The following is a 17,554-nucleotide window of genomic DNA, read 5'->3' on the forward strand; positions in this document are numbered from 1 at the left end:
GCCCGCGATGAGCAGGTGCTCGGCGAAGTCCAGGGCGTCGCGCCGGTACCCCGACGCCATGGGCCGTGCCCCGGCGTACGCGAGGAACGCCGCCCGGTAGCCGGCCCCCAGGATCTCCGGCAGCTCGGGCGCCACCTTGGCCACGACATCGGCGCGCTTCGCGGCCAGGGCGCGGCCCTGCACCCGGAGCCGGCGCGGGTCGAAGCCCTCCGGCGCGGGCGTCCCGGCGACCAGCGCGGACAGCAGCGCGGTCTGCGCGACCGCGACGCCGTCCCGAACGGACTCCGCGACGGGCGGGGCGGGCGGGACTTCCGGGATCACCCGGGCAGCCGGGGCGCCCCCGCTCTTCTCCAGCACCCCCCGGATCGCGTCCAGTTCGCCCGCCAGCTCACCGGCCGGCGGGAACGCGTCGTCGCGCTCCAGCAGCACCCCCGGCGGGTCCACCCGCGACCGCAGCTCCGCCAGCACGTCGAGCACTGGGGCGGTCACCGGGTGGGCGTGCGTGTCGTGCCACACGCCGTCCTTCTCGACCCCGCCCGCCACGTGCACGTACGCGATGGCCTCCACCGGCAGCTCGTCCAGCGCGACCGCCGGGTCCTCGCCCCGGTTCACGTGGTTGGTGTGCAGGTTGGCCACGTCGATCAGCAGCCGCACCCCGGTCCGCTCGACCAGCTCCGCCAGGAACTGCCCCTCGGTCAGCTCCTCCTCCGGCCAGGACACCAGCGCCGCGATGTTCTCCAGCGCCAGCGGCACCGGCAGCGCGTCCTGCGCGATGCGCACGTTCTCGCACAGCACGTCCAGCGCCGCCCGGGTGCGCGGCACCGGCAGCAGGTGACCCGCCTCCAGGACCGGCGACACCGAGCGCGTGCCGCCCGCCCGTACGAACGCGATGTGCTCGGTCACCAGCGGCGCGCCGAGCAGCGTGGCCCGGGCGGCGAGGTCCGCGAGCCTGCCGGGGTCGGGGCGGTCGGCGCCGCCGAGGCCCAGCGAGACGCCGTGCGGGATCACGGTGACCCCGCGCTCCCGCAGCCGCACCAGGGAGTCCGGCAGGTGGTCGGCGCAGAGGTTCTCCGCGACCGCCTCCACCCAGTCGACCCCCGGCAGCGCTTCCACCTCGTCGGCGATCTCCGGCCGCCAGCCGATCCCGATGCCCAGCCTCATACCGTCCCCCATGTCACGTCCCCCCTCGTTGCGTGCAGGGGTGATGGCCCCCGAGCGCGGCCCTGAATCCGGAAGGGGGGACGTTCAGAGCTTCATTTGAGGTTCCGGGGGTCCGCCCGCAGCCCCTGCGGAATCCGCCGTCTCAGCGGCGGCGCCGCAGCGCCGGGTGGTCGGCGACCACCGTGCACGAGCCCGGGGCGATCTCCGTGAAACCCGCGTCCCGTACGACCGGCAGCCCGCTCACCGTCAGCTCCGCCCAGCGGCCCGGCTTGGCCGTGGCCACCGAGAGCGGGAAGCCCGCCTCGCGCCACGCCTTGCGCTCGGTCTCCGTCAGCTCCCACCAGGCGAGCTGAGCCCCGTGCCCGACCTGAGCCATCTCCTTGCCGGCCGACATGCCGAGGTCCGGGTTGAGCCAGAGCACCGGGTGCGCCGGGTCGGGCGCGGCGGGCGGCTCGGGGTCGTCCAGGTCCGTCCCGGAGACCTGGAGCTTGGCCAGCTCCTTCGGCCAGCCGTCCAGGGGCACCGGTGGGAAGACCCGCACCTCCGCCTCCTCGCCCGTCACCGTGATCCCGGGCAGCGCGGACGCCTTGCGCCACTCCGCGCCCCGGGCCCGCCGGACCACCTTGCGGATGCGGGCGTCCTGCCAGTCCCGCATCACCCGCGCCCACTCGCCCTCGCCCACCGACCGCTCGTCGGAGAGCATCACGAGCACCGCGCGGGCGGCCGTGCGCAGGGCGTCGGTGCGGGCCGGCGGCGCGGCCTTCTCGATGTGCACCACCAACGGCAGGACGTACTGCGGTGCTTCGTCCCGGTCCGTCCGCTCGGACCGGAAGGGGCTGTCGACGGGCACGGCGGCCGGCTCGGCGGACGGGGACACGGGGATGTCATTGCTGCTCACCCGCCCAGTCTGCCAGCCGCCCCGGACACCGTTCTTGGCGGAATGGAAGGCTCCGGGCGAGGATGCCGGATATGAAGAGCGATCTCTTTTCCAGTGAGCACATGGCGGAGCAGGCGACCGTCCCCGGAATGACCCTGCAGAACGCCAAATCCATCAAATACGCGGTCAACGGGGAGATGCACGCCCGCCAGGGATCGATGGTCGCCTTCCGCGGGAACCTCCAGTTCGAGCACAAGAGCCAGGGCATCGGCGGCCTGCTCAAGCGGGCGGTCACCGGCGAGGGGCTGCCGCTGATGGCCGTGCGCGGCCAGGGCGAGGCGTGGTTCGCGCACGAGGCCGCGAACTGCTTCATCGTGGAAATGGAACAGGGCGACGCCCTCACCATCAACGGCCGCAACGTGCTGTGCTTCGACGCGTCGCTCTCGTACGAGATCAAGACCGTGAAGGGCGCCGGGATGACCGGCGGCGGCCTCTTCAACAGCGTCTTCACCGGCTACGGCAAGCTGGGCCTGATGTGCGACGGGTATCCCATCGTCATCCCCGTCACCCCGCAGCAGCCGGTGTTCGTGGACACGGACGCCGTCGTCGGCTGGAGCGCCCAGCTGAACACCTCGCTGCACCGCTCGCAGAGCGTCGGCTCGATGATCCGGGGCGGCTCGGGTGAGGCCGTCCAACTGCGCCTGGACGGGCAGGGGTTCGTGATCGTACGGCCCAGCGAGCTGAAGCCCGAGAAGGCGTCGTCCCACTGAGCACCGGTACGGAGGTCCTGCGGCTGCGGGGAGCCGGCCGGCGGTACGGGCTCACCGGCCCCTGGGTGCTGCGCGGGATCGACCTCGTCCTGCCCGCGCGCGCCCTCGTCCGCGTCGAGGGCGCCAACGGCACCGGCAAGTCGACCCTGCTGCGGCTGCTGGCCCGGATCGACGCACCCTCCGAGGGCCGGATCACGGGCCGGCCGCGCACGGCGTACGTCCCCGAGCGGTTCCCGGCGGCCCTGCCGTTCACGGCCGCCGGGTACCTCGTCCACCTCGGCCGTGTCCACGGGCTGCGCGCCTCCGATGCGGCCGCCCGGGCGGACCACTGGCTCACCCGGTTCGGCGCCGCCGCGCACGCCGGAACCCCCCTCGCCGAACTCTCCAAGGGCACCAGCCAGAAGGTCGCCGTCGCCCAGGCGCTCCTCGCCGAACCGGAACTCCTGGTCCTGGACGAGGCGTGGACCGGCCTCGACACCGAGGCGCGCGGTGAACTGGACCTGGCCGTGGCGGAACGCGTCGCCGCCGGAGCGACGGTGGTGTACGTCGACCACGACCCGCGCCGCCTGGCGGGCGCGGTCGACGCGGCGTACCGGGTGGAGGGGCTGGGCCTGACCGCCGCCCCGCTCGCGCCCGCCGAGCCCCGCGTACGCATCGAGGCGACGGCCCCGCCCGGGACCCCGCTCCCGTCCGGACTGCCCAGGTCTCTTGCGCAGATCCTGACCGACGACGGAACGGCCTGCCTCACGGTCCCGGTGGAGCACTCCGACGCCCTGCTCGGCGCGCTGCTGTCGGCCCGGCCGCCGTGGCACATCGGGCGGGTGGAACCGGTGCGGGGGCCGGGTGAAATCCTTCCGCCGCACCGCCCGCCCACCCCGGACCGGGACCCCGCCGCATGACCGCGCTCATCCGCTACCAGGCCGCCCTGCTCGTACGGTCCCAGCGCTGGCTGGCCCCGGTGCTGCTGTACCTGGCCTTCCTCGCCGTCGGCATCCGCTCCGGGCAGCCCGTGCTCGACTCGCTCGGCTACACCGCCGCCGGGACGCTCCCGGTGACCGCCTGGCTGGTGCGCGTCTGCGTCACCCAGGAGCCGCCCGCCGCCCGGACGGTCGTCGCGGCGGCGGCGGGCGGGCAGCCCCGGGCCCATCTGGCGGCCCTGCTCACCGCGCTGGGCGGTGCCGGGCTCCTCGGCACCGCCGCCACCGCCGTCGTCCTGGCGATCAGCGACCCGGCCAGTACGGACCACTCGGTGCGGGTGCCCCTGCCGCCCGCCGCGGCCGCCGGAATCCTCGCCACCGCGTGCTGCGTGCTGCTGGGCGCGGCGGCCGGGGCGCTGTGCGGCCGGCCGCTGCTGCACGGGCGCGGCTGGTCGATCGCGGCGACGGCGCTCGCGGCGCTGCTGGCGCTGGTCACCGCCGGGTCGCCCGCGAAGTACGCGGTGACGGACCTGGTCACCGGCTCGCTGACCGGCAGGGTCCACGCGCCGGTGCTTCCCCTCCTCGGGGCCGGCGCCGTGACGGCCGCCGTGTTCACGCTCGTCTGCCGACTCACGTCGGTACGGGGCTGAGTAGGCTCGTACGTATGACTGAGGAATCGGGGCCCTACTGCGAGACGCCGTCCGCCGAGTCGCCGGAGCGGGCCGAGGGGCCGCCGTACGCCGAGTGCGTGCTGTGCCGGAAGCCGACCGAATACGCCGAGTCGGTCAAGGGAATCACGCTGTGCCCGGTGTGCGAGTGGCAGGAGGCCCAGCGCACGGCCTGCTCCGGCTGAGGCGCCTCAGCCGGCCGCGATCAGCTCGGACACCCTGACGAAGCGGTAGCCGCGCTTCCGCAGCTCCGGCACGACCTGCCGGACCGCCTCGGCGGTGACCGGCGCCGCGCTGCGGGTGCAGTGCATGACGACCAGCGATCCGGACCGCACCCCGTCGAGCACCTGCTCGGCGACCGCGTCCGCGTCCGTCGCGAAGGCGTCGCCGCTGACGACGTCCCACTGCACGGCGGTCACCTTCTCCGGCCCGAGGGCGCGCAGCGTGTCGTCGTCGTAGCAGCCGCCGGGGAAGCGGAAGTACGGCACGACATTGCGGGCGCCGGTCGCCCGGATCGCCCCGAACGCCCGCTGGACCTCCGTGCGCACGGCGTCCTTCCCGACTGTCGGGAGTCCGTAGCAGGGCGTGGTGAAGGCGTAGTGACTGTAGGAGTGGTTGCCGATCTCGAAGAGGGGATCGGTGCCGATGGAGCGCGCCTGGTCCGGGTACTCCTCGGCCCAGCGCCCGGTCATGAACACCGTCGCGGGCACCTTCAGGCGGCGCAGCAGGGCGATCAGTTCCGGGTTGTCGAAGTGCTCACCGGCCGCCGCGCGCGCCCCCTCGTCGGCCGTCATGTCGGCGTCGAAGCTGAGCGCGACGATCTTCGCGGCGTGCTGCGGCCCGCGCTTGAAGACGGGGGTCAGGCCGCCGGGTCCGGGGGCCATGGCGGGGGGCTTGCCGGCCGGCTTTTCCGTGACGTGAGGGGCGGGCGGCCGTTCGACGGCGGTACGCGTCGGCTGCGCCTGGCCGCAGCCGACGAGCACCGCGCCCAGAACCCCCAGAACGGCTGCCTTGTGTGTAAATCCGATCATTTCCGGAAGCTAGCCGACCGGCCGGAGGGTGCACGGGGTCGGCACGCTAGACCGGCGGCGCCCCACGCAGATGGCGCATCAGCTGTTCCAGGGCGCCCCAGCTCTCGGCGGTCTCGCCGTCGCCGAGCGGGTAGTAGTAGCCCGGCCGGCCGCCGGGGCCCAGCCGCACCGGCGCCTCCTTGAGCGGGGTCCGGGAAGCGGTGTCGAGGCCCACCTCGGTCACCTCGGCGGAGCCGAGCACGAAGGCGTACGGGAGCGGGGGGCGTTCGAAGCGGGGCGGGGCGTTCAGGTCGCGGCGGCCCTCGGCCAGCTGGCAGAGCATGGTCCGCAGCCCGTGCCGGGTCACCAGCTCGTCGGCGAGCCCCGGCAGCGCGTCCAGGGCCGGTGCCTCGTCGGGGCCGTAACCGAGGACGAGGGTGATGTCCTCCTCCACCCCGTCCGGGGTGCGGCTCACCTGGAGCGTGGCGACGGCGGGACGGTCCGGGCTGCCCACGGCCACCAGCCAGGTGGGCCGGGGCGCGCGCTCGTACGCCAGGTCGGTCAGCCGCCGCCGCGACCAGGTGAGCCCGGCCGGCTCCGACGTCCCCCAGCCGGCCGGGGGCGCGCCGGTCAACGCCTCCCAGGCGGCTTCCAGGGCGCCGCCGAGGACGAGGTCGGCGGTGGGGCGGTGCACGGTCCGGAGCGACACGACGAGCTGCCGCTCACCGGTGGGTCCGGCCTCGGTGAACGCCTCCGCCACCGGGGTCTGCCCGTCCTCGCCCCGGTCCGGCGCGAACGTGTCGTCCTGCCAGCGGAGTACGGCGCCGGTCAGCCCGTCGTAGTAGCCGCAGCGCTCGTCCTGGACGACCCAGCGCGAGGAGGTGGACTGGAGCAGCAGCCGCGTGGGCAGCGAGAGCGTGCAGTGCGGCGGGGTGACGATCTGGAGCGACCGCTCGCTCTCCACGGTGGCCCGCAGCGCCTCCGTCAGCCAGCTCGTCATGGGGATGACCGGGCGGTCCTGCAGGACGACGGCCGCCTTGTCGGTGAGCATGTCGACGGCGGGCTGCGCGGCGGCGGGGGAGGGCACGGCCGTGATGCCCGAGACATCGACGGGGCGGGCGGCGCCGGTGGTGCCGGGGGCGTCGGCCGGCCAGACCCTGCCGCCCAGCAGCATGGTCAGCCGCGCGGCGAAGGCCCCGGCCAGCTCATCGGCCCGCGGCACCCCGGCGGCGGCCCGCGCCTCGACCCACCACCAGGGCCCGTCCCCTTCCGGAGCGGCCCCCGCCCCGAGCAGCCGGACGGCTTCCCCGGGCACCTGGATCAGCAGGGGCACCTCGACGGACACGAGCGGCCGCCCCTCGTCGTCGCACAACTGCACGACGGCCCCTTCCCCGGTCGTTCCCACCCGCAGATCGGGCCCGCCGGCAAGCAGCCCGGCCAGCACGCTGAGTGAGTCGGGCATCCGCTGGGTGAGTGCGACGACGTCCTGGGTCATGCGGGGGTCCTTCGGTGGAGGAGGTGATCGGGGGATTCCGGCTGACCCGGAGGCATCGGCTGTTCTGGTGCGTCGCCGAACAGGTAGTCGTACATGTCCTGGAGATAGGCGTCCAGTGTCTCCTTGTCGGGGAACTCGATGTCGGTCAGCCCCTCGTACTCGGCCGGTCCGAAATCCGTGTCCGACATGATCTGCTCGAATCCCGTCCGGATCAGGTCCACATAGGAATCCTTGCAGCTCAGCAGGGTGGGCCGCAGGTAGCCGGTGTTCTCGTATCCCCGCTCAAGGTCCAGGTACACCCTGAAGAAGTTTCTGACGTGCGGGTTCAACATGTCGCCCCCTCGACGCGCATACCTATCCCGCCCGCCTCTGCGGCGGGATCACCTGGACATCGGCGCCGCGGGCGGCGAGCCATGCTTCCAGGTCCGCGCCGCCCACGGGGCGGGGCCCCTCGTCGCCGACCACGGTGACCGGCCCGAAGACCGTGCCGGTCAGGCCGCTTACCAAAGTGGTGTCGTCCACGGTGACCTTGAACGTGTTCTGGAACAGGACGGCGTCCGTCAGGTCCGCGCCCCGCAGGTCCACGTCGTACAGCGAGGCGCCCATGATGCGCGTCCCGCGCAGGCTCGCCTCCGACGCATCGACGTCGAACAGTGACGCCTTGACCAGGTCGGCCCCGTCGAGCCGGGCGGACCGGAGCACGGCCCGGTCGAGCTTCGCCCGGACGAGATCGGCGCCGGCCAGGTTCGCTCCGGTCAGGTCCGCCCCGGTGAGGTCCGCACGGTAGAAACACGCTGATGCGAGTTCCACGCCCGTCAGCACCGCGTCGATGAGCCACGCGCCGGTGAAGTCGCCGTCCGAGAGACCGGCACCCCGGAAATCGTGCCCCACCCCGTGCAGGGCGTAACTCGTGTCGTCGAGCCATTCCCGAAGCTGGGCGGCGGCCTCGGCGTCGGCGGGAAACGCGGCCGGTCGCCACGGGACCGGCTCGATGAACGGCGTCTCCGTCACTGCGAACCTTCGAACGCCGTGCGGGCTTTCGTCCGTACGCGCTCGAAGCGGTCGTGTTCCCGGTCCAATCGGTCCTCTTCCTCGAACTAGCCCGGGGGCGTCGGCTGTTCCGGCGCATCGCCGAACAGGTAGTCGTACATGTCCCGAAGGTAGGCGTGCAGTGTCTCTTTGTCGGGGAATTCGATGTCGGTCAATCGTTCGTACTCGGCGGGACCGAAATTCTTATCTGCCATGATTTGCTCGAAACCAGAGCGGATCAAGTCGACGTAGGAATGGCTGAAGCTCCACAACGTGGGCCTCAGGTCGCCCAGGATTTCATATCCGCGCTCAAGGTCGAGTTGCGTCCTGAAGAAACCTCTGAAGTGCGGGTCCGCTAGAATCGGCTCGCTCAAGGGGCACCTACTGCCGGTCGACGCGGCGGGATCACCTGAACCTGCCCGCCGCGCGCACTGATCCACGTTTCGAGTTCCGCACCGCCCACTTCGCGTGAGGAACCGTCGCCGACAACGGTGATCGGGCCGAAGACCGTGCCCCGCAAGCCGCGAAGGACGGTGGTGTCGTCGACCTTGATCTCGAAGTAGTTCTCCTCGACCACGGCATCGGACAGGTCGCCGCCCCTCATGTCGGTGTCGAGCAACTCCGCGCCGACGAAGCGTGTTCCGCGGAAACTGGCTCCCCTTGCGTCCACGTCGGACAACGAGGCACCGACCATGTCCGCCCCGTCGAGCACTGCCGACCGGAGAACGGCCTCATCCAGGTTCGCCTTCACCAGATCCGCTGCCGTCAGGTCCGCGCCCGTCAGGTCCGCCGATTGGAGATCGGCACGGTAGAAGGAAGCTCCGACGAGCCGTACCTCGACCAGTACGGCGTCGGTGAACCAGCAATTCGAGAAGTCCCCACCCGAGAGGTCCGAGCCCCGGAAGTCCCGCCCCATCCCGTTGAGGTGGTCTTCCTCGGAGGCGAGCCACTCGCGGAGCTGCTCCGCGGCCGCAGGGTCGACGGGCAGCGCGGCAGGAAGCCATGGAGCCGAGTCGGTGGACGGCGTCTCCGTCACCGCGAGCCTTCGAACGCCTCGCGGACTTCCGTCCGTACGCGCTCGTTGCCGACCGCCGTGAGGTACTCGCCGAACTCCCGGATCTCCGGCCCCTCGGCCCGGTAGACGATGGTCACGGCGTGCTCCAGCGCGCGGGGCGAGGCGGCCACGTGCAGCACGCTCGTGGCCAGTTCCACCGAGAGCCGGCCGTCGACGGGAGCCACCGCGCAGGCCAGGTCGACCAGTTGGGTGGCCAGGTCGAACCGGGGCTTCTCACCGGAGGCCAGGGCGCGCACGCCACGGCCGATGGCCTCCTTGATCTCACCGAGCGCCGCCCTGACCGTGGCGCTGTCGATCAGTTCACCGAGGCGGTCCTCGAAGTACTGGGTGTCGGTGATCCGCGCCAGCGCGCGGAACGCCTGTGTGCGCAGGGCGGCGGTGCCCTTTTCCTCCACCAGGAAGCGGCTGCTGTCCACGGCCACCGCGAGCTGCGAGAACGTGCTGTCCACGGAGAACTTCCGGTCGATCGAGAAGTCGTACCAGGGGGTGTTCTCCGGGTCCGCCGCCGCCGCGATCACCGTCTCGAAGCCGGCCGGCTCGGCCCACGAGGTCAGCGCCAAGCACGCGAGGAAGCGGTCCTTCTCGGGCTCGCCCGGATCGTTCATCAGCTCGATGAGCCCGGGCACCCGCTCGCTGTGGCGGGGGTCGTCGTACGCGGTGTCGATCACATCGTCGAGATCTGTCGTCGGCTCGCCGTCGAAATCCCTGCCGAGCAGTTCATCGATTCTCGTCACGACCGGCCTTTCTTCATGTGCGGATGCGGGGAACTAGAACGGACCGGTGATGTATTCACTCGGCACAACGCCCTTGATGAGCCATTCGGAGTCGCGGCGAGTGTGCATCATGTCCTTCATCCGCTGTTCGATGCTGGCCGTCTTCTTCTTGCTCAGACCGAAGCCCTTTGCGATTTCGCTGATCCTCTCATAGCTCGTTTTCGGCGGAACGGTGATGTCGATCGGGTGCCCCGCGGTCTTGTCGGCGGCTGCCTGGATGGCGGCCTCGACCTCCTTCGGCGAATACACCTCGACGCCCTTGACCTTGCCCTGGGCGATGTCGTCCACCAGGCGGGGCAGGTCCACGCGGATGGTCTTGCCGCCGTAGTCCTTGGCGTCCGCGCCGTCCTTACTGGTCGAGGTGTAGGGGCTGTCCGACTTCCTGGGCTCGCGCCCCACGATGTGGTCGACGATCGTCGCCTTGCCGTCGGGATTGGCCGGAACGAGGTCACCGTCCTCGTTGAGGTAACTCTTGCGCTGGCCCTTGCTGTTGTACTCGTCCGAGAAGTCGTTGTCCTGGCGCCGGAGATCGGGGACGTCCTCACCCGGGGCGGGACGGTACGGACCGTCGCCGGGCGGCGGCGTACCCCCGCCGTCTCCGGAACCGGGTCCACCGTGACCCGCGTCGGAGCCGGAGCCACCGCCTGAATGCGAGCCGCCGCCCCCGTGACCGGCAGGCGTATGCGAGCCGCCGCCCCCGTGACCGGCAGGCGTATGCGAGCCGCCGCCTCCGCCCGAACCCGTCGGATGCTCCGTCACGTGCCCGCCCGTCGACGGAGTCGTGTGGTGCGTCGTACCGTTCGGCGAGGAGTGCGGCGGCTTCGCGGAGTTCTCCACGTGTCCCGGGCCCCCCGCGCCCTCCAGGACCTTCTCCCGGTCCGGGACGCGCTCGTGCGTGTCCGGGAGTTCGTTCTTGTGGGGCTCCGGCACCGGCTCGGTGTCCGGTACGGGGTTGCCGTGCTCGTCGCGGATGACCGCGTCGTCGCCGACGACGCGGGGGTTGCCGTTGTGGTCGGTGTAGTGGAAGCCGGGGGTCTCCGTCGTCGGGTGCGGGGCCGTGCCGGACGGGGCCGTACGGGCCATGTCGTCCACGCCCGCGGAACTCGTCTTCAGGCTGTCCAGCAGGTCGCCGACCTTGATCTTGGTGACGCCCGCCGCCTTGCCGAGGTAGCTCATCGGGTCGACCAGCGCGCCCGCCTTGCCCGCCACCGACGCCGCGTCCGCGACCACGCCCAGCTTGCCGGCCTTGCCCAGCTTGAGGAGCGAGCCGGAACCGATGGTCACCACGTTGAACAGCACCGTGCCGAAGGCGCGTGACGGGTCGTGGCCCCACTCGTCCCAGGCCACCAGCGACTTGCCGAAGTTACGCAGGGCGGCCTTCTGGCGGTCGGTGTCGCTGTGGTCCGCCGGGCCGAACATCTTGTCCATCGCCCAGTCGTACGGCGTCATGATGTACGCGCTGATGCCGCCGAAGACGTCACCGATGCCCGACCAGGTCTTCTTGAAGTTGTCCCAGTCGAAGACGTTGACCATGCTGCCGAGGCCCTTGATCGTGCCCCAGACCCCGTCGACGAAGAAGCCCTTCAGCGCCCCGCCGACGTTGTCCTTCGTCCACTCCCACGCGGCCCGCCACCCCGTGTACTCGCGCTCGTCGACCGTGCCCCACGGCGTCTCACCGGCGTCCTTGACGTCGTCCGCCTTGAAGCCGTACATGCCGGCCTTGTGGGAACCGTCGTCCACGACGAAGTGCGTCCCGCCCACCAGCGCCGTGATCTTGTTGGCCGCGTCGCGCTCGGCGCCCTGGAAGGCCACCCACGTCGTGCCGACCTCGTGGACCAGGCGGGCGTTCTCGTCGATCTTGTCCTGGTCCTGCTGCCAGTCGTCGTCGTCCCTGTTCTCGGCGACGAACCTCGCCGCGTCCTCCCGGAGCCGGTTCATCCTGGCCACCAGCGGCCGGGCCGTCGTCGCGAATCCGGAGAGCGCCCCGCTGACCGACTCCAGCTTGTCCGCGAACGCGTCCGCCTTGTCGCGTACCGTAATCGTGGTGTCGAGCAACTCCTCCTGCTCCGGGGCGTCGTAGACCGGGTCCAGCGCCTGGAAGGCCGTGTGGACGTCCTTGCCCGTGGTCCGGATGTCGGAGGCGGTCGTCTTCAGCGTGGCCGCATGCTTCTCCAGGGCCTCCAGATTGCCGGTGTAGAAGGGGATCTTGGCCAGGTCGATCATTTCTTGGGCCCCTTCCCCTTCAGCTCCTCCGGGGTCGGCGCCTTGGAGTACTGCTCCTGCTTGTTCTTCGCCATCTCCAGGTCGCCCGCGAGGTACGCCTCAGTGGCCAGCCGCGCCCCCGTCATGGACTTCGCCGTCCGGACCGGGAGGAACTTGAGGTCATTGAGCGTGTGCTGCTGGAACTCCTGCAATGCCTGGGCCACCGGCCCGAACGCGCCCCCGGCCGGGATCTGCGTCCCGCCCAGCACCATCGTGCCCGCCGAGGTCGCCGACCCCACCAGGCCGTCGTTGTACGACGTGAACTCCTTCTGGAATTCGCCGCCCACCTCGGCGGTGTTCTTCAGCACCCGACGCACGCCGTCGGGGTCGATGTCCCACTTGGTCACGGTGCCCCCGTCAAGAATCGCTTCCACCGAGCGTCCGGGCGCCGGCGCTCCGAAGCGCGGGCGCTCCGAAGCGCACCCCGTCATCCTGCCCCGGCACACCCGGATGGATCAAACCCCTTGTTGTCGTATGCAAAGACGCGGCGGGGTGCGCTGCGGTTCCGCTCAGCCCGTCAGCGCCACGGCCCCGTGACCGCGAACGTGGTGCCCGGTGTGTAGACGTTCACGTACATCGTCCCGTGATCCGGCGCGAACGTGACGCCCGCGAACTCGCCCCACTCCGGCTCCTCGGACGTCCCGGTGTTCTGCCGGCCGCGTGCCATCGGGTACACCTCGCCGCGCCGGGTCAGGCCGAACACGTGCTGGGCGCCGCCGCCGTCCTCACAGACCATCAGGCCGCCGTCGGGGGCCAGGGCGATGTTGTCGGGGGATTCACCGGGGAGCTGGAGATCGGTGTCCGGGCCGAAGACGACGACCAGGGTCAGCTGGCGCCGGTGCGGGTCGTAGCGCCAGACCTGCCCGTAGTGGTCCGCCGCCGAGCCCTCCGCGCTGTGCGCGAAGCTGGAGACGAAGTAGACGCACGAACCGCCCCAGTAGCAGCCCTCCAGCTTCTGGCCGTGCGTGATGCCCTTCCGGCCGAAGTCCTGGAAGCGGATGGGGGTCCCCGCTGCCTGCGGGTCCGGGACGCGAACCCACTCGACGCCCTCGAACACCCTCCCGGTCTCCCGCACGGCCGAGAGGTCGGGCACCCCCGGCACCCGCATGGCCTCCAGCCGGCCGCCCGCGCGCAGCGAACCCGTACCGCCCAGCGGCTTCTTCGGCAGGAAGCGGTAGAACAGTCCGAACGGCTTGTCGAACGCGTCCTCCGTCTCGTACACCGTCCCGTCGCGCGGGTCGATGGCGACCGCCTCGTGCTGGAAGCGGCCCATCGCGGTCAGCGGTACGGCACCGGTGCGGCGCGGATCGGCGCCGTCCACCTCGAAGATGTAGCCGTGGTCCTTGGTGTAGCCGTTGGTACCGGCCTTGTCCTCGGTCTCCTCGCAGGTCAGCCAGGTGTTCCAGGGGGTGCGCCCGCCCGCGCAGTTCACCGCCGTACCGGCGATGGCGACGCGCTCGGACAGTACGCGGTTGTGGCCGTCGAGCTCCAGGGCCGTACAGCCGCCCTTGCCCATCGGGTCGTACGTCAGCCCGTCGACCACCGGCACCGGAATCGCGGCGTCCACCCGGTTCTCGTGGTTGCGGACCAGCCGTACGTGCCCGCCCCGGGCGGCGAACGCCGCCATGCCGTCGCAGTGGCTGGGGACCTGCCCCTCGCCGGAGCGGAGCGGGTCCCCCTCGCGGGACAGCACCCGGTAGTGGAAGCCCTCGGGCAGGTCGAGCAGGCCGTCCGGGTCCGGCAGGAGCGGGCCGTAACCCTCGTGACCGCGTGCGGCGGACGTGCCCGCGAAGAGTTCGGTGAACGCCCCGGTGAAGGCGATCGAGACGGCGGCGGCGCCGCCCGCTGCAAGAACGTTCCGCCGGGTGGCGGTGGGGCGGGGTGCGACTGACATGAGCGACTCCCTGCTGAGGGGACAGGTGACATGGCTTCGTCAAAAGCAGCCCTGCCCATCCGAGGCCACCGGTGAACGTTGTCACGCCAGGCTTTCCCGATCGGCGCCGACGCTCCGGGGAAGCAGCAGCCGGAACGTCGAACCGTCGCCCGGCCGGGTGTCGAGTTCGAGCCGCCCCCCGTGCGCCTCGGCGATGGTGGCCGCGATCGACAGGCCCAGCCCGGACCCGGCCCGGACGCCCTCGCGCCCCGTCGAAGGCCCACGGTAGAACCGCTCGAACACCTGCCGCGCCGCTTCGGCCGCCAGCCCGGGCCCGTCGTCCACGACCTCCACCACGCACGCCTCCACCCCGGCGGGCAGCGCGGCCGTCGCGCCGAAGCGGCCGGGCCGGTCGGTCCCGCCGGTGTCCGGGCCGGTGCGCACGGCTCCGACCCGCACCTCGACGCGCGCGGCGGGCGGGGTGTGCGCGCAGGCGTTGGCCAGCAGGTTGCCGATCACCTGGGAGAGCTGGTGGGCGTCGCCCAGCGCCTCCACCACGTCCAGCGCCGACCCCGGCCCGTCCGTCCCGCCCCCGCCCAGCGGTGCCAGCCGCACCTCGCGGCCCGGATGCGCGACGACCGCCGCGCCGACCCCGTCCGCCGCGAGCGACAGCAGGTCCACGGTCCCGCGGTGCGCCACCGGGGCGTATCCCAGCTTGGCCAGCAGGAAGAGGTCGTCCACGAGCCGGCTCATCCGCTCCGCGTTGCGGGCGATCAGCATATGGGCCTCGCGCCGCCGGGCGGCCGGCAGCCGCGGCTGCTCCACGAGGAGTTCGGCGAACCCCTGGATCGAGGTGAGCGGGGTGCGCAGCTCGTGGCCCGCGTCCGCCATGAAACGGCGCAGCCGCTGCTCGGACGCGTCCTTGCGGTGCAGGGCGGCCCGGACCTGGCCGAGCATCGTGTTGAACGCGAGCCCGAGCCGCCCGGTCTCCGTGCGCGGGTCGGTGTCCGTGACCGTCAGGGCCGACTCGCCCCCGGTGATCCGCAGGGCCGTCCGCTCCATCCGGGCCAGCGGGCGCAGCCCCAGGCGCACGGCGGCACTGCCCAGCAGCCCGACCCCGGCCGCCGTGGCCACCCCGATCGCGAGGCTGAACCACAGCAGCTTCGAGGTGGCCCCCTCCACCGTGCTCAGCTGGAGTGCGACGACGACGCGCCGCCCGTCCGGCCCCCTGTCGGCGACCACCCGCCAGGCCGAGCCGCCCTCCGCGTCCGGCACGGTGGCCGGCCGCCCGCGCTCCGGGGCGAGGCCGGAGGCGGTCGCGGGCAGCCGGGGGCGACCGGCGCTGCTGCCGAGCGAGTCGGGTCGCAGCCGCCCGTCGGAGCCGTAGAAGAAGACCCGGAAGTCGGAGGGCAGGACGTCCTCCGGGGCGGGGCCGTGGAGCGGCCTCCCGTACGCGGCCGGGGGCGGCGGGCGGAACTCGACGAGCCGGTGGTCGATCTGGCCCGTCAGCCAGGACCGCATGACCGCGAGCCCCGCCGCCTGCGAGACCAGCACGGCCACGGTGGCCAGCACGGTCGAGATGAGCACCAGCCGGGTCCGCACCGAGCGGGGCCGGCGCGGCAGGAACCTCACCGCGCGTCCTCGCGGGGCATCCGCAGGCAGTATCCGACACCGCGCACCGTGTGGATCAACGGCCGGTCCGCGCGGTCGATCTTGCGGCGCAGGTTCTTGATGTACGTGTCCACGATGCGGGTGTCCCCGGCGAAGCCGTAGCTCCACACGTCCAGCAGTATCTCCTGCTTCGCCAGCACCTTCTCGGCCTGCGACACCAGGCAGACCAGCAGCCGGAACTCCGTCGGCGACAACCGCACCGGCTCCCCGCCCCGGTGCGCGGTGTGCCGCTCGCGGTCGACGGTCAGGTCCGCGTACCGCAGCGGCGGCTGCTCGGCCGGGGGGCGGGGCGTGGAGCCGGTGCGGCGCAGGATGGCCCGGATCCGCAGCAGGATCTCCTGGATGTGGAACGGCTTGGTGACGTAGTCGTCGCCGCCCGAGCTGAGCCCGATGATGCGGTCCTCGATGTCCGTGCGCGCGGTGAGGAACAGCACCGGGGTGTAGTCGCCCCGGGCCCGCAGCGCCCGTGTCACGGCGAAGCCGTCCGTGTCCGGGAGCGTCACGTCCAGCACGACCAGGTCCGGCCGGAGGCGTTCCACCTCGTCCAGCGCCTCCCGCCCGTTCGCCGCCGAGGCGACGCCGTGACCGGACGCGGTCAGGGCGGAGGTGAGCAGCGTACGGATACCGGGGTCGTCCTCGACGACCAGGAGGGTGTGCCGGGCGGACCGGTCGCCCATGGGAAGGATCACCTCACGGCGTTGCGGACACGGTCCGGGCGGCGCCGTGCGGCGCGATGCTACGGGCCGAACTTGTGCGCGTTCACAGGAATGGGGGCGCGCCCCGGCGGGGGCCCGGGGCGCGCCGGAGGTCAGCCGGTCACCTCCTTGTTCTTCGCCAGGGCCGCCGTGCGCTGGGTGACCGTGGTGCGCAGGGCGCCGGCCGCGGTCTCGACGTCCTTCGCGGGGACGCCGGCCCGGGTGGCCTGTTCCGCGAGGTCGTCCAGGGACTTCACGGCCTTGCCGGAGGCGTAGAACTTCTCGTACAGGTCCTGGTACGCCTTCCGGTAGACCGCGTCGAAGGCGTCGAGCTCCAGGAAGCGTTCCTTCAGGGCGTGGCCGGACCGCATTCCGCCGCCCTTGCCCGCGCCACCGCCCGGCGCGCCGGGCATGTCGCCGAAGTCGGGCATCTCCGCGCCCTCGGGCAGCTCCGGCATCCCTTCCGGCAGGCCCTCGGGCGTGCCGCCACCGGTGCCGCCGTCCTCGCCGCCGGTGCCTCCGGGGCGGCCGCCCATGCCGCCGCCCATGCCCATCTGCTCGTTCGGCCCCGCCGTCGCGTCCCCGCTGAAGGTGAGGTTGTAGTCCCAGCCGAGTACCGAGAACCTCTTGCTGTTCAGGTCGTACCCGAGGAGGTAGTTCTTCCCCGGGCCCGCCATGTCGTCGAAGTTCATCAGCAGGTTCTGTGTGGCCACGTAGTGGGCGAACGAGTCGACGTCGACGTACGTGCCGAGATCGGCGGCGAACTCCTCGTCGGAGGACTTCTCGACCCACTCGGTCAGCTTCATGACCGGTTCGAGGTCCTGGCTCCCGACCTTGTTCAGCTGCCGGAAGGACGTCTCGTACTTCGACGGGTCGCCCCCCTGGTAGTCGAACGTGCCGCCCGCCCTGGCCTTGTAGACCACGGACTCGCCCCCGACGGCCTCCGCGTACTCGGTGTCGGGGTTCTCGACCATCAGCCGGACGGCCGCCGGCCGGTTGTTGACCTTCAGCTCCGTGAAGCCGTACCGCTCGGCCGGCTCCCCGGTGCCGTCGATCAGCGAGAGCGCCAGCGCCTCGTTGAGGGGGACCTGGGCGTTGCTGCCCGGGCGCAGCGAGATCTCCCGCTCGCCCTGGTAGGCGCGGCCCTCCACGTACTCGTCGATCTTGATCAGCCAGGGCAGCTCCTCGGGCTTGTCGGCGGACAGGTCGTACTGCGTCATCCCGCCACCACGGCCGCCGGCCGCGCCGCCCGGAGCCTGCCCGCCGCCGACGGCGCCG

Annotated in this window: 19 protein-coding genes; 4 read left to right on the forward strand and 15 right to left on the reverse strand. The window is 72.1% G+C overall.

Annotation, left to right across the window (positions count from 1 at the left end; translation table 11 throughout):
• Both G3I41_RS19780 and G3I41_RS19785 read right to left on the reverse strand, forming a co-directional pair.
• Window positions 1-1,161: DUF692 domain-containing protein (locus tag G3I41_RS19780; RefSeq protein ID WP_164401646.1), on the reverse strand; the 1,161-nt coding region annotated here is incomplete at its 3' end.
• 142 nt (window positions 1,162-1,303) lie between these two features.
• Window positions 1,304-2,059 carry a peptidyl-tRNA hydrolase gene (locus G3I41_RS19785; RefSeq protein ID WP_164401648.1) on the reverse strand — a complete coding sequence of 252 codons (756 nt, stop codon included), beginning with the start codon at window positions 2,057-2,059 and terminating at the stop codon, window positions 1,304-1,306.
• Window positions 2,060-2,130: 71 nt separating this feature from the next.
• Here G3I41_RS19785 and G3I41_RS19790 point away from each other — a divergent pair, with 71 nt between their 5' ends.
• The 4 genes from G3I41_RS19790 (at window position 2,131) to G3I41_RS19805 (ending at window position 4,578) form a co-directional block, all read left to right on the forward strand.
• Window positions 2,131-2,808 carry an AIM24 family protein gene (locus G3I41_RS19790; protein WP_143621586.1) on the forward strand — a complete coding sequence of 226 codons (678 nt, stop codon included), beginning with the start codon at window positions 2,131-2,133 and terminating at the stop codon, window positions 2,806-2,808.
• 65 nt (window positions 2,809-2,873) lie between these two features.
• Window positions 2,874-3,707 (forward strand): ATP-binding cassette domain-containing protein, encoded by an 834-nt coding sequence (locus G3I41_RS19795; RefSeq protein ID WP_164401650.1) that lies wholly within the window; start codon window positions 2,874-2,876, stop codon window positions 3,705-3,707.
• Window positions 3,704-4,375 (forward strand): ABC transporter, encoded by a 672-nt coding sequence (locus tag G3I41_RS19800; RefSeq protein WP_164401652.1) that lies wholly within the window; start codon window positions 3,704-3,706, stop codon window positions 4,373-4,375. Before G3I41_RS19795 ends, G3I41_RS19800 begins: the two co-directional genes overlap by 4 nt.
• Window positions 4,376-4,389: 14 nt before the next feature.
• A complete protein-coding gene (locus G3I41_RS19805) occupies window positions 4,390-4,578 on the forward strand; it encodes a hypothetical protein (protein WP_164401654.1) in 189 nt (62 codons plus the stop codon).
• A 6-nt stretch (window positions 4,579-4,584) separates the two neighbouring features.
• Here the strand turns inward: G3I41_RS19805 and G3I41_RS19810 are convergent, their stop codons facing one another.
• The 13 genes from G3I41_RS19810 to G3I41_RS19870 all read right to left on the reverse strand — a co-directional run.
• Window positions 4,585-5,424: a polysaccharide deacetylase family protein gene (locus tag G3I41_RS19810; RefSeq protein WP_203601360.1), complete on the reverse strand. Its 840-nt coding sequence runs from the start codon at window positions 5,422-5,424 to the stop codon at window positions 4,585-4,587.
• 46 nt (window positions 5,425-5,470) lie between these two features.
• Window positions 5,471-6,898 carry a DUF6177 family protein gene (locus G3I41_RS19815; protein ID WP_164401656.1) on the reverse strand — a complete coding sequence of 476 codons (1,428 nt, stop codon included), beginning with the start codon at window positions 6,896-6,898 and terminating at the stop codon, window positions 5,471-5,473.
• Window positions 6,895-7,230, reverse strand: a complete 336-nt coding sequence (locus G3I41_RS19820) for a hypothetical protein (RefSeq protein WP_239081728.1) — start codon at window positions 7,228-7,230, stop codon at window positions 6,895-6,897. Before G3I41_RS19820 ends, G3I41_RS19815 begins: the two co-directional genes overlap by 4 nt.
• A gap of 22 nt (window positions 7,231-7,252) precedes the next feature.
• The gene (locus G3I41_RS36935; protein WP_164401658.1) at window positions 7,253-7,909 is read right to left on the reverse strand and encodes a pentapeptide repeat-containing protein; all 657 of its coding nucleotides are present in this window, start codon (window positions 7,907-7,909) and stop codon (window positions 7,253-7,255) included.
• A gap of 86 nt (window positions 7,910-7,995) precedes the next feature.
• Window positions 7,996-8,301: a hypothetical protein gene (locus G3I41_RS19830; RefSeq protein WP_239081729.1), complete on the reverse strand. Its 306-nt coding sequence runs from the start codon at window positions 8,299-8,301 to the stop codon at window positions 7,996-7,998.
• Window positions 8,298-8,963 carry a pentapeptide repeat-containing protein gene (locus G3I41_RS19835; RefSeq protein WP_164401659.1) on the reverse strand — a complete coding sequence of 222 codons (666 nt, stop codon included), beginning with the start codon at window positions 8,961-8,963 and terminating at the stop codon, window positions 8,298-8,300. Before G3I41_RS19835 ends, G3I41_RS19830 begins: the two co-directional genes overlap by 4 nt.
• Window positions 8,960-9,736: a hypothetical protein gene (locus tag G3I41_RS19840; RefSeq protein ID WP_343242184.1), complete on the reverse strand. Its 777-nt coding sequence runs from the start codon at window positions 9,734-9,736 to the stop codon at window positions 8,960-8,962. Before G3I41_RS19840 ends, G3I41_RS19835 begins: the two co-directional genes overlap by 4 nt.
• 33 nt (window positions 9,737-9,769) lie before the next feature.
• A complete protein-coding gene (locus G3I41_RS19845; RefSeq protein ID WP_239081730.1) occupies window positions 9,770-11,998 on the reverse strand; it encodes a hypothetical protein in 2,229 nt (742 codons plus the stop codon).
• Window positions 11,995-12,384, reverse strand: a complete 390-nt coding sequence (locus tag G3I41_RS19850) for a DUF6507 family protein (protein ID WP_164401661.1) — start codon at window positions 12,382-12,384, stop codon at window positions 11,995-11,997. The genes G3I41_RS19845 and G3I41_RS19850 overlap by 4 nt, the downstream gene beginning before the upstream one ends.
• 170 nt (window positions 12,385-12,554) lie before the next feature.
• Complete coding sequence (locus tag G3I41_RS19855) at window positions 12,555-13,931, reverse strand: alkaline phosphatase PhoX (RefSeq protein ID WP_164401663.1); 1,377 nt, start codon at window positions 13,929-13,931, stop codon at window positions 12,555-12,557.
• Between the two features lie 81 nt (window positions 13,932-14,012).
• Window positions 14,013-15,542 carry a HAMP domain-containing sensor histidine kinase gene (locus tag G3I41_RS19860; protein ID WP_164401665.1) on the reverse strand — a complete coding sequence of 510 codons (1,530 nt, stop codon included), beginning with the start codon at window positions 15,540-15,542 and terminating at the stop codon, window positions 14,013-14,015.
• On the reverse strand, window positions 15,539-16,258 hold the full coding sequence (locus tag G3I41_RS19865; RefSeq protein WP_164401667.1) for a response regulator transcription factor: 720 nt from the start codon (window positions 16,256-16,258) through the stop codon (window positions 15,539-15,541). The genes G3I41_RS19860 and G3I41_RS19865 overlap by 4 nt, the downstream gene beginning before the upstream one ends.
• A 131-nt stretch (window positions 16,259-16,389) precedes the next feature.
• Window positions 16,390-17,554 (reverse strand): CotH kinase family protein (locus G3I41_RS19870; protein WP_164401669.1); only part of this gene is annotated, 1,165 nt, incomplete at its 5' end.

It is taken from the genome of Streptomyces sp. SID9727 (assembly GCF_010550605.1).
Classification (GTDB): domain Bacteria; phylum Actinomycetota; class Actinomycetes; order Streptomycetales; family Streptomycetaceae; genus Streptomyces.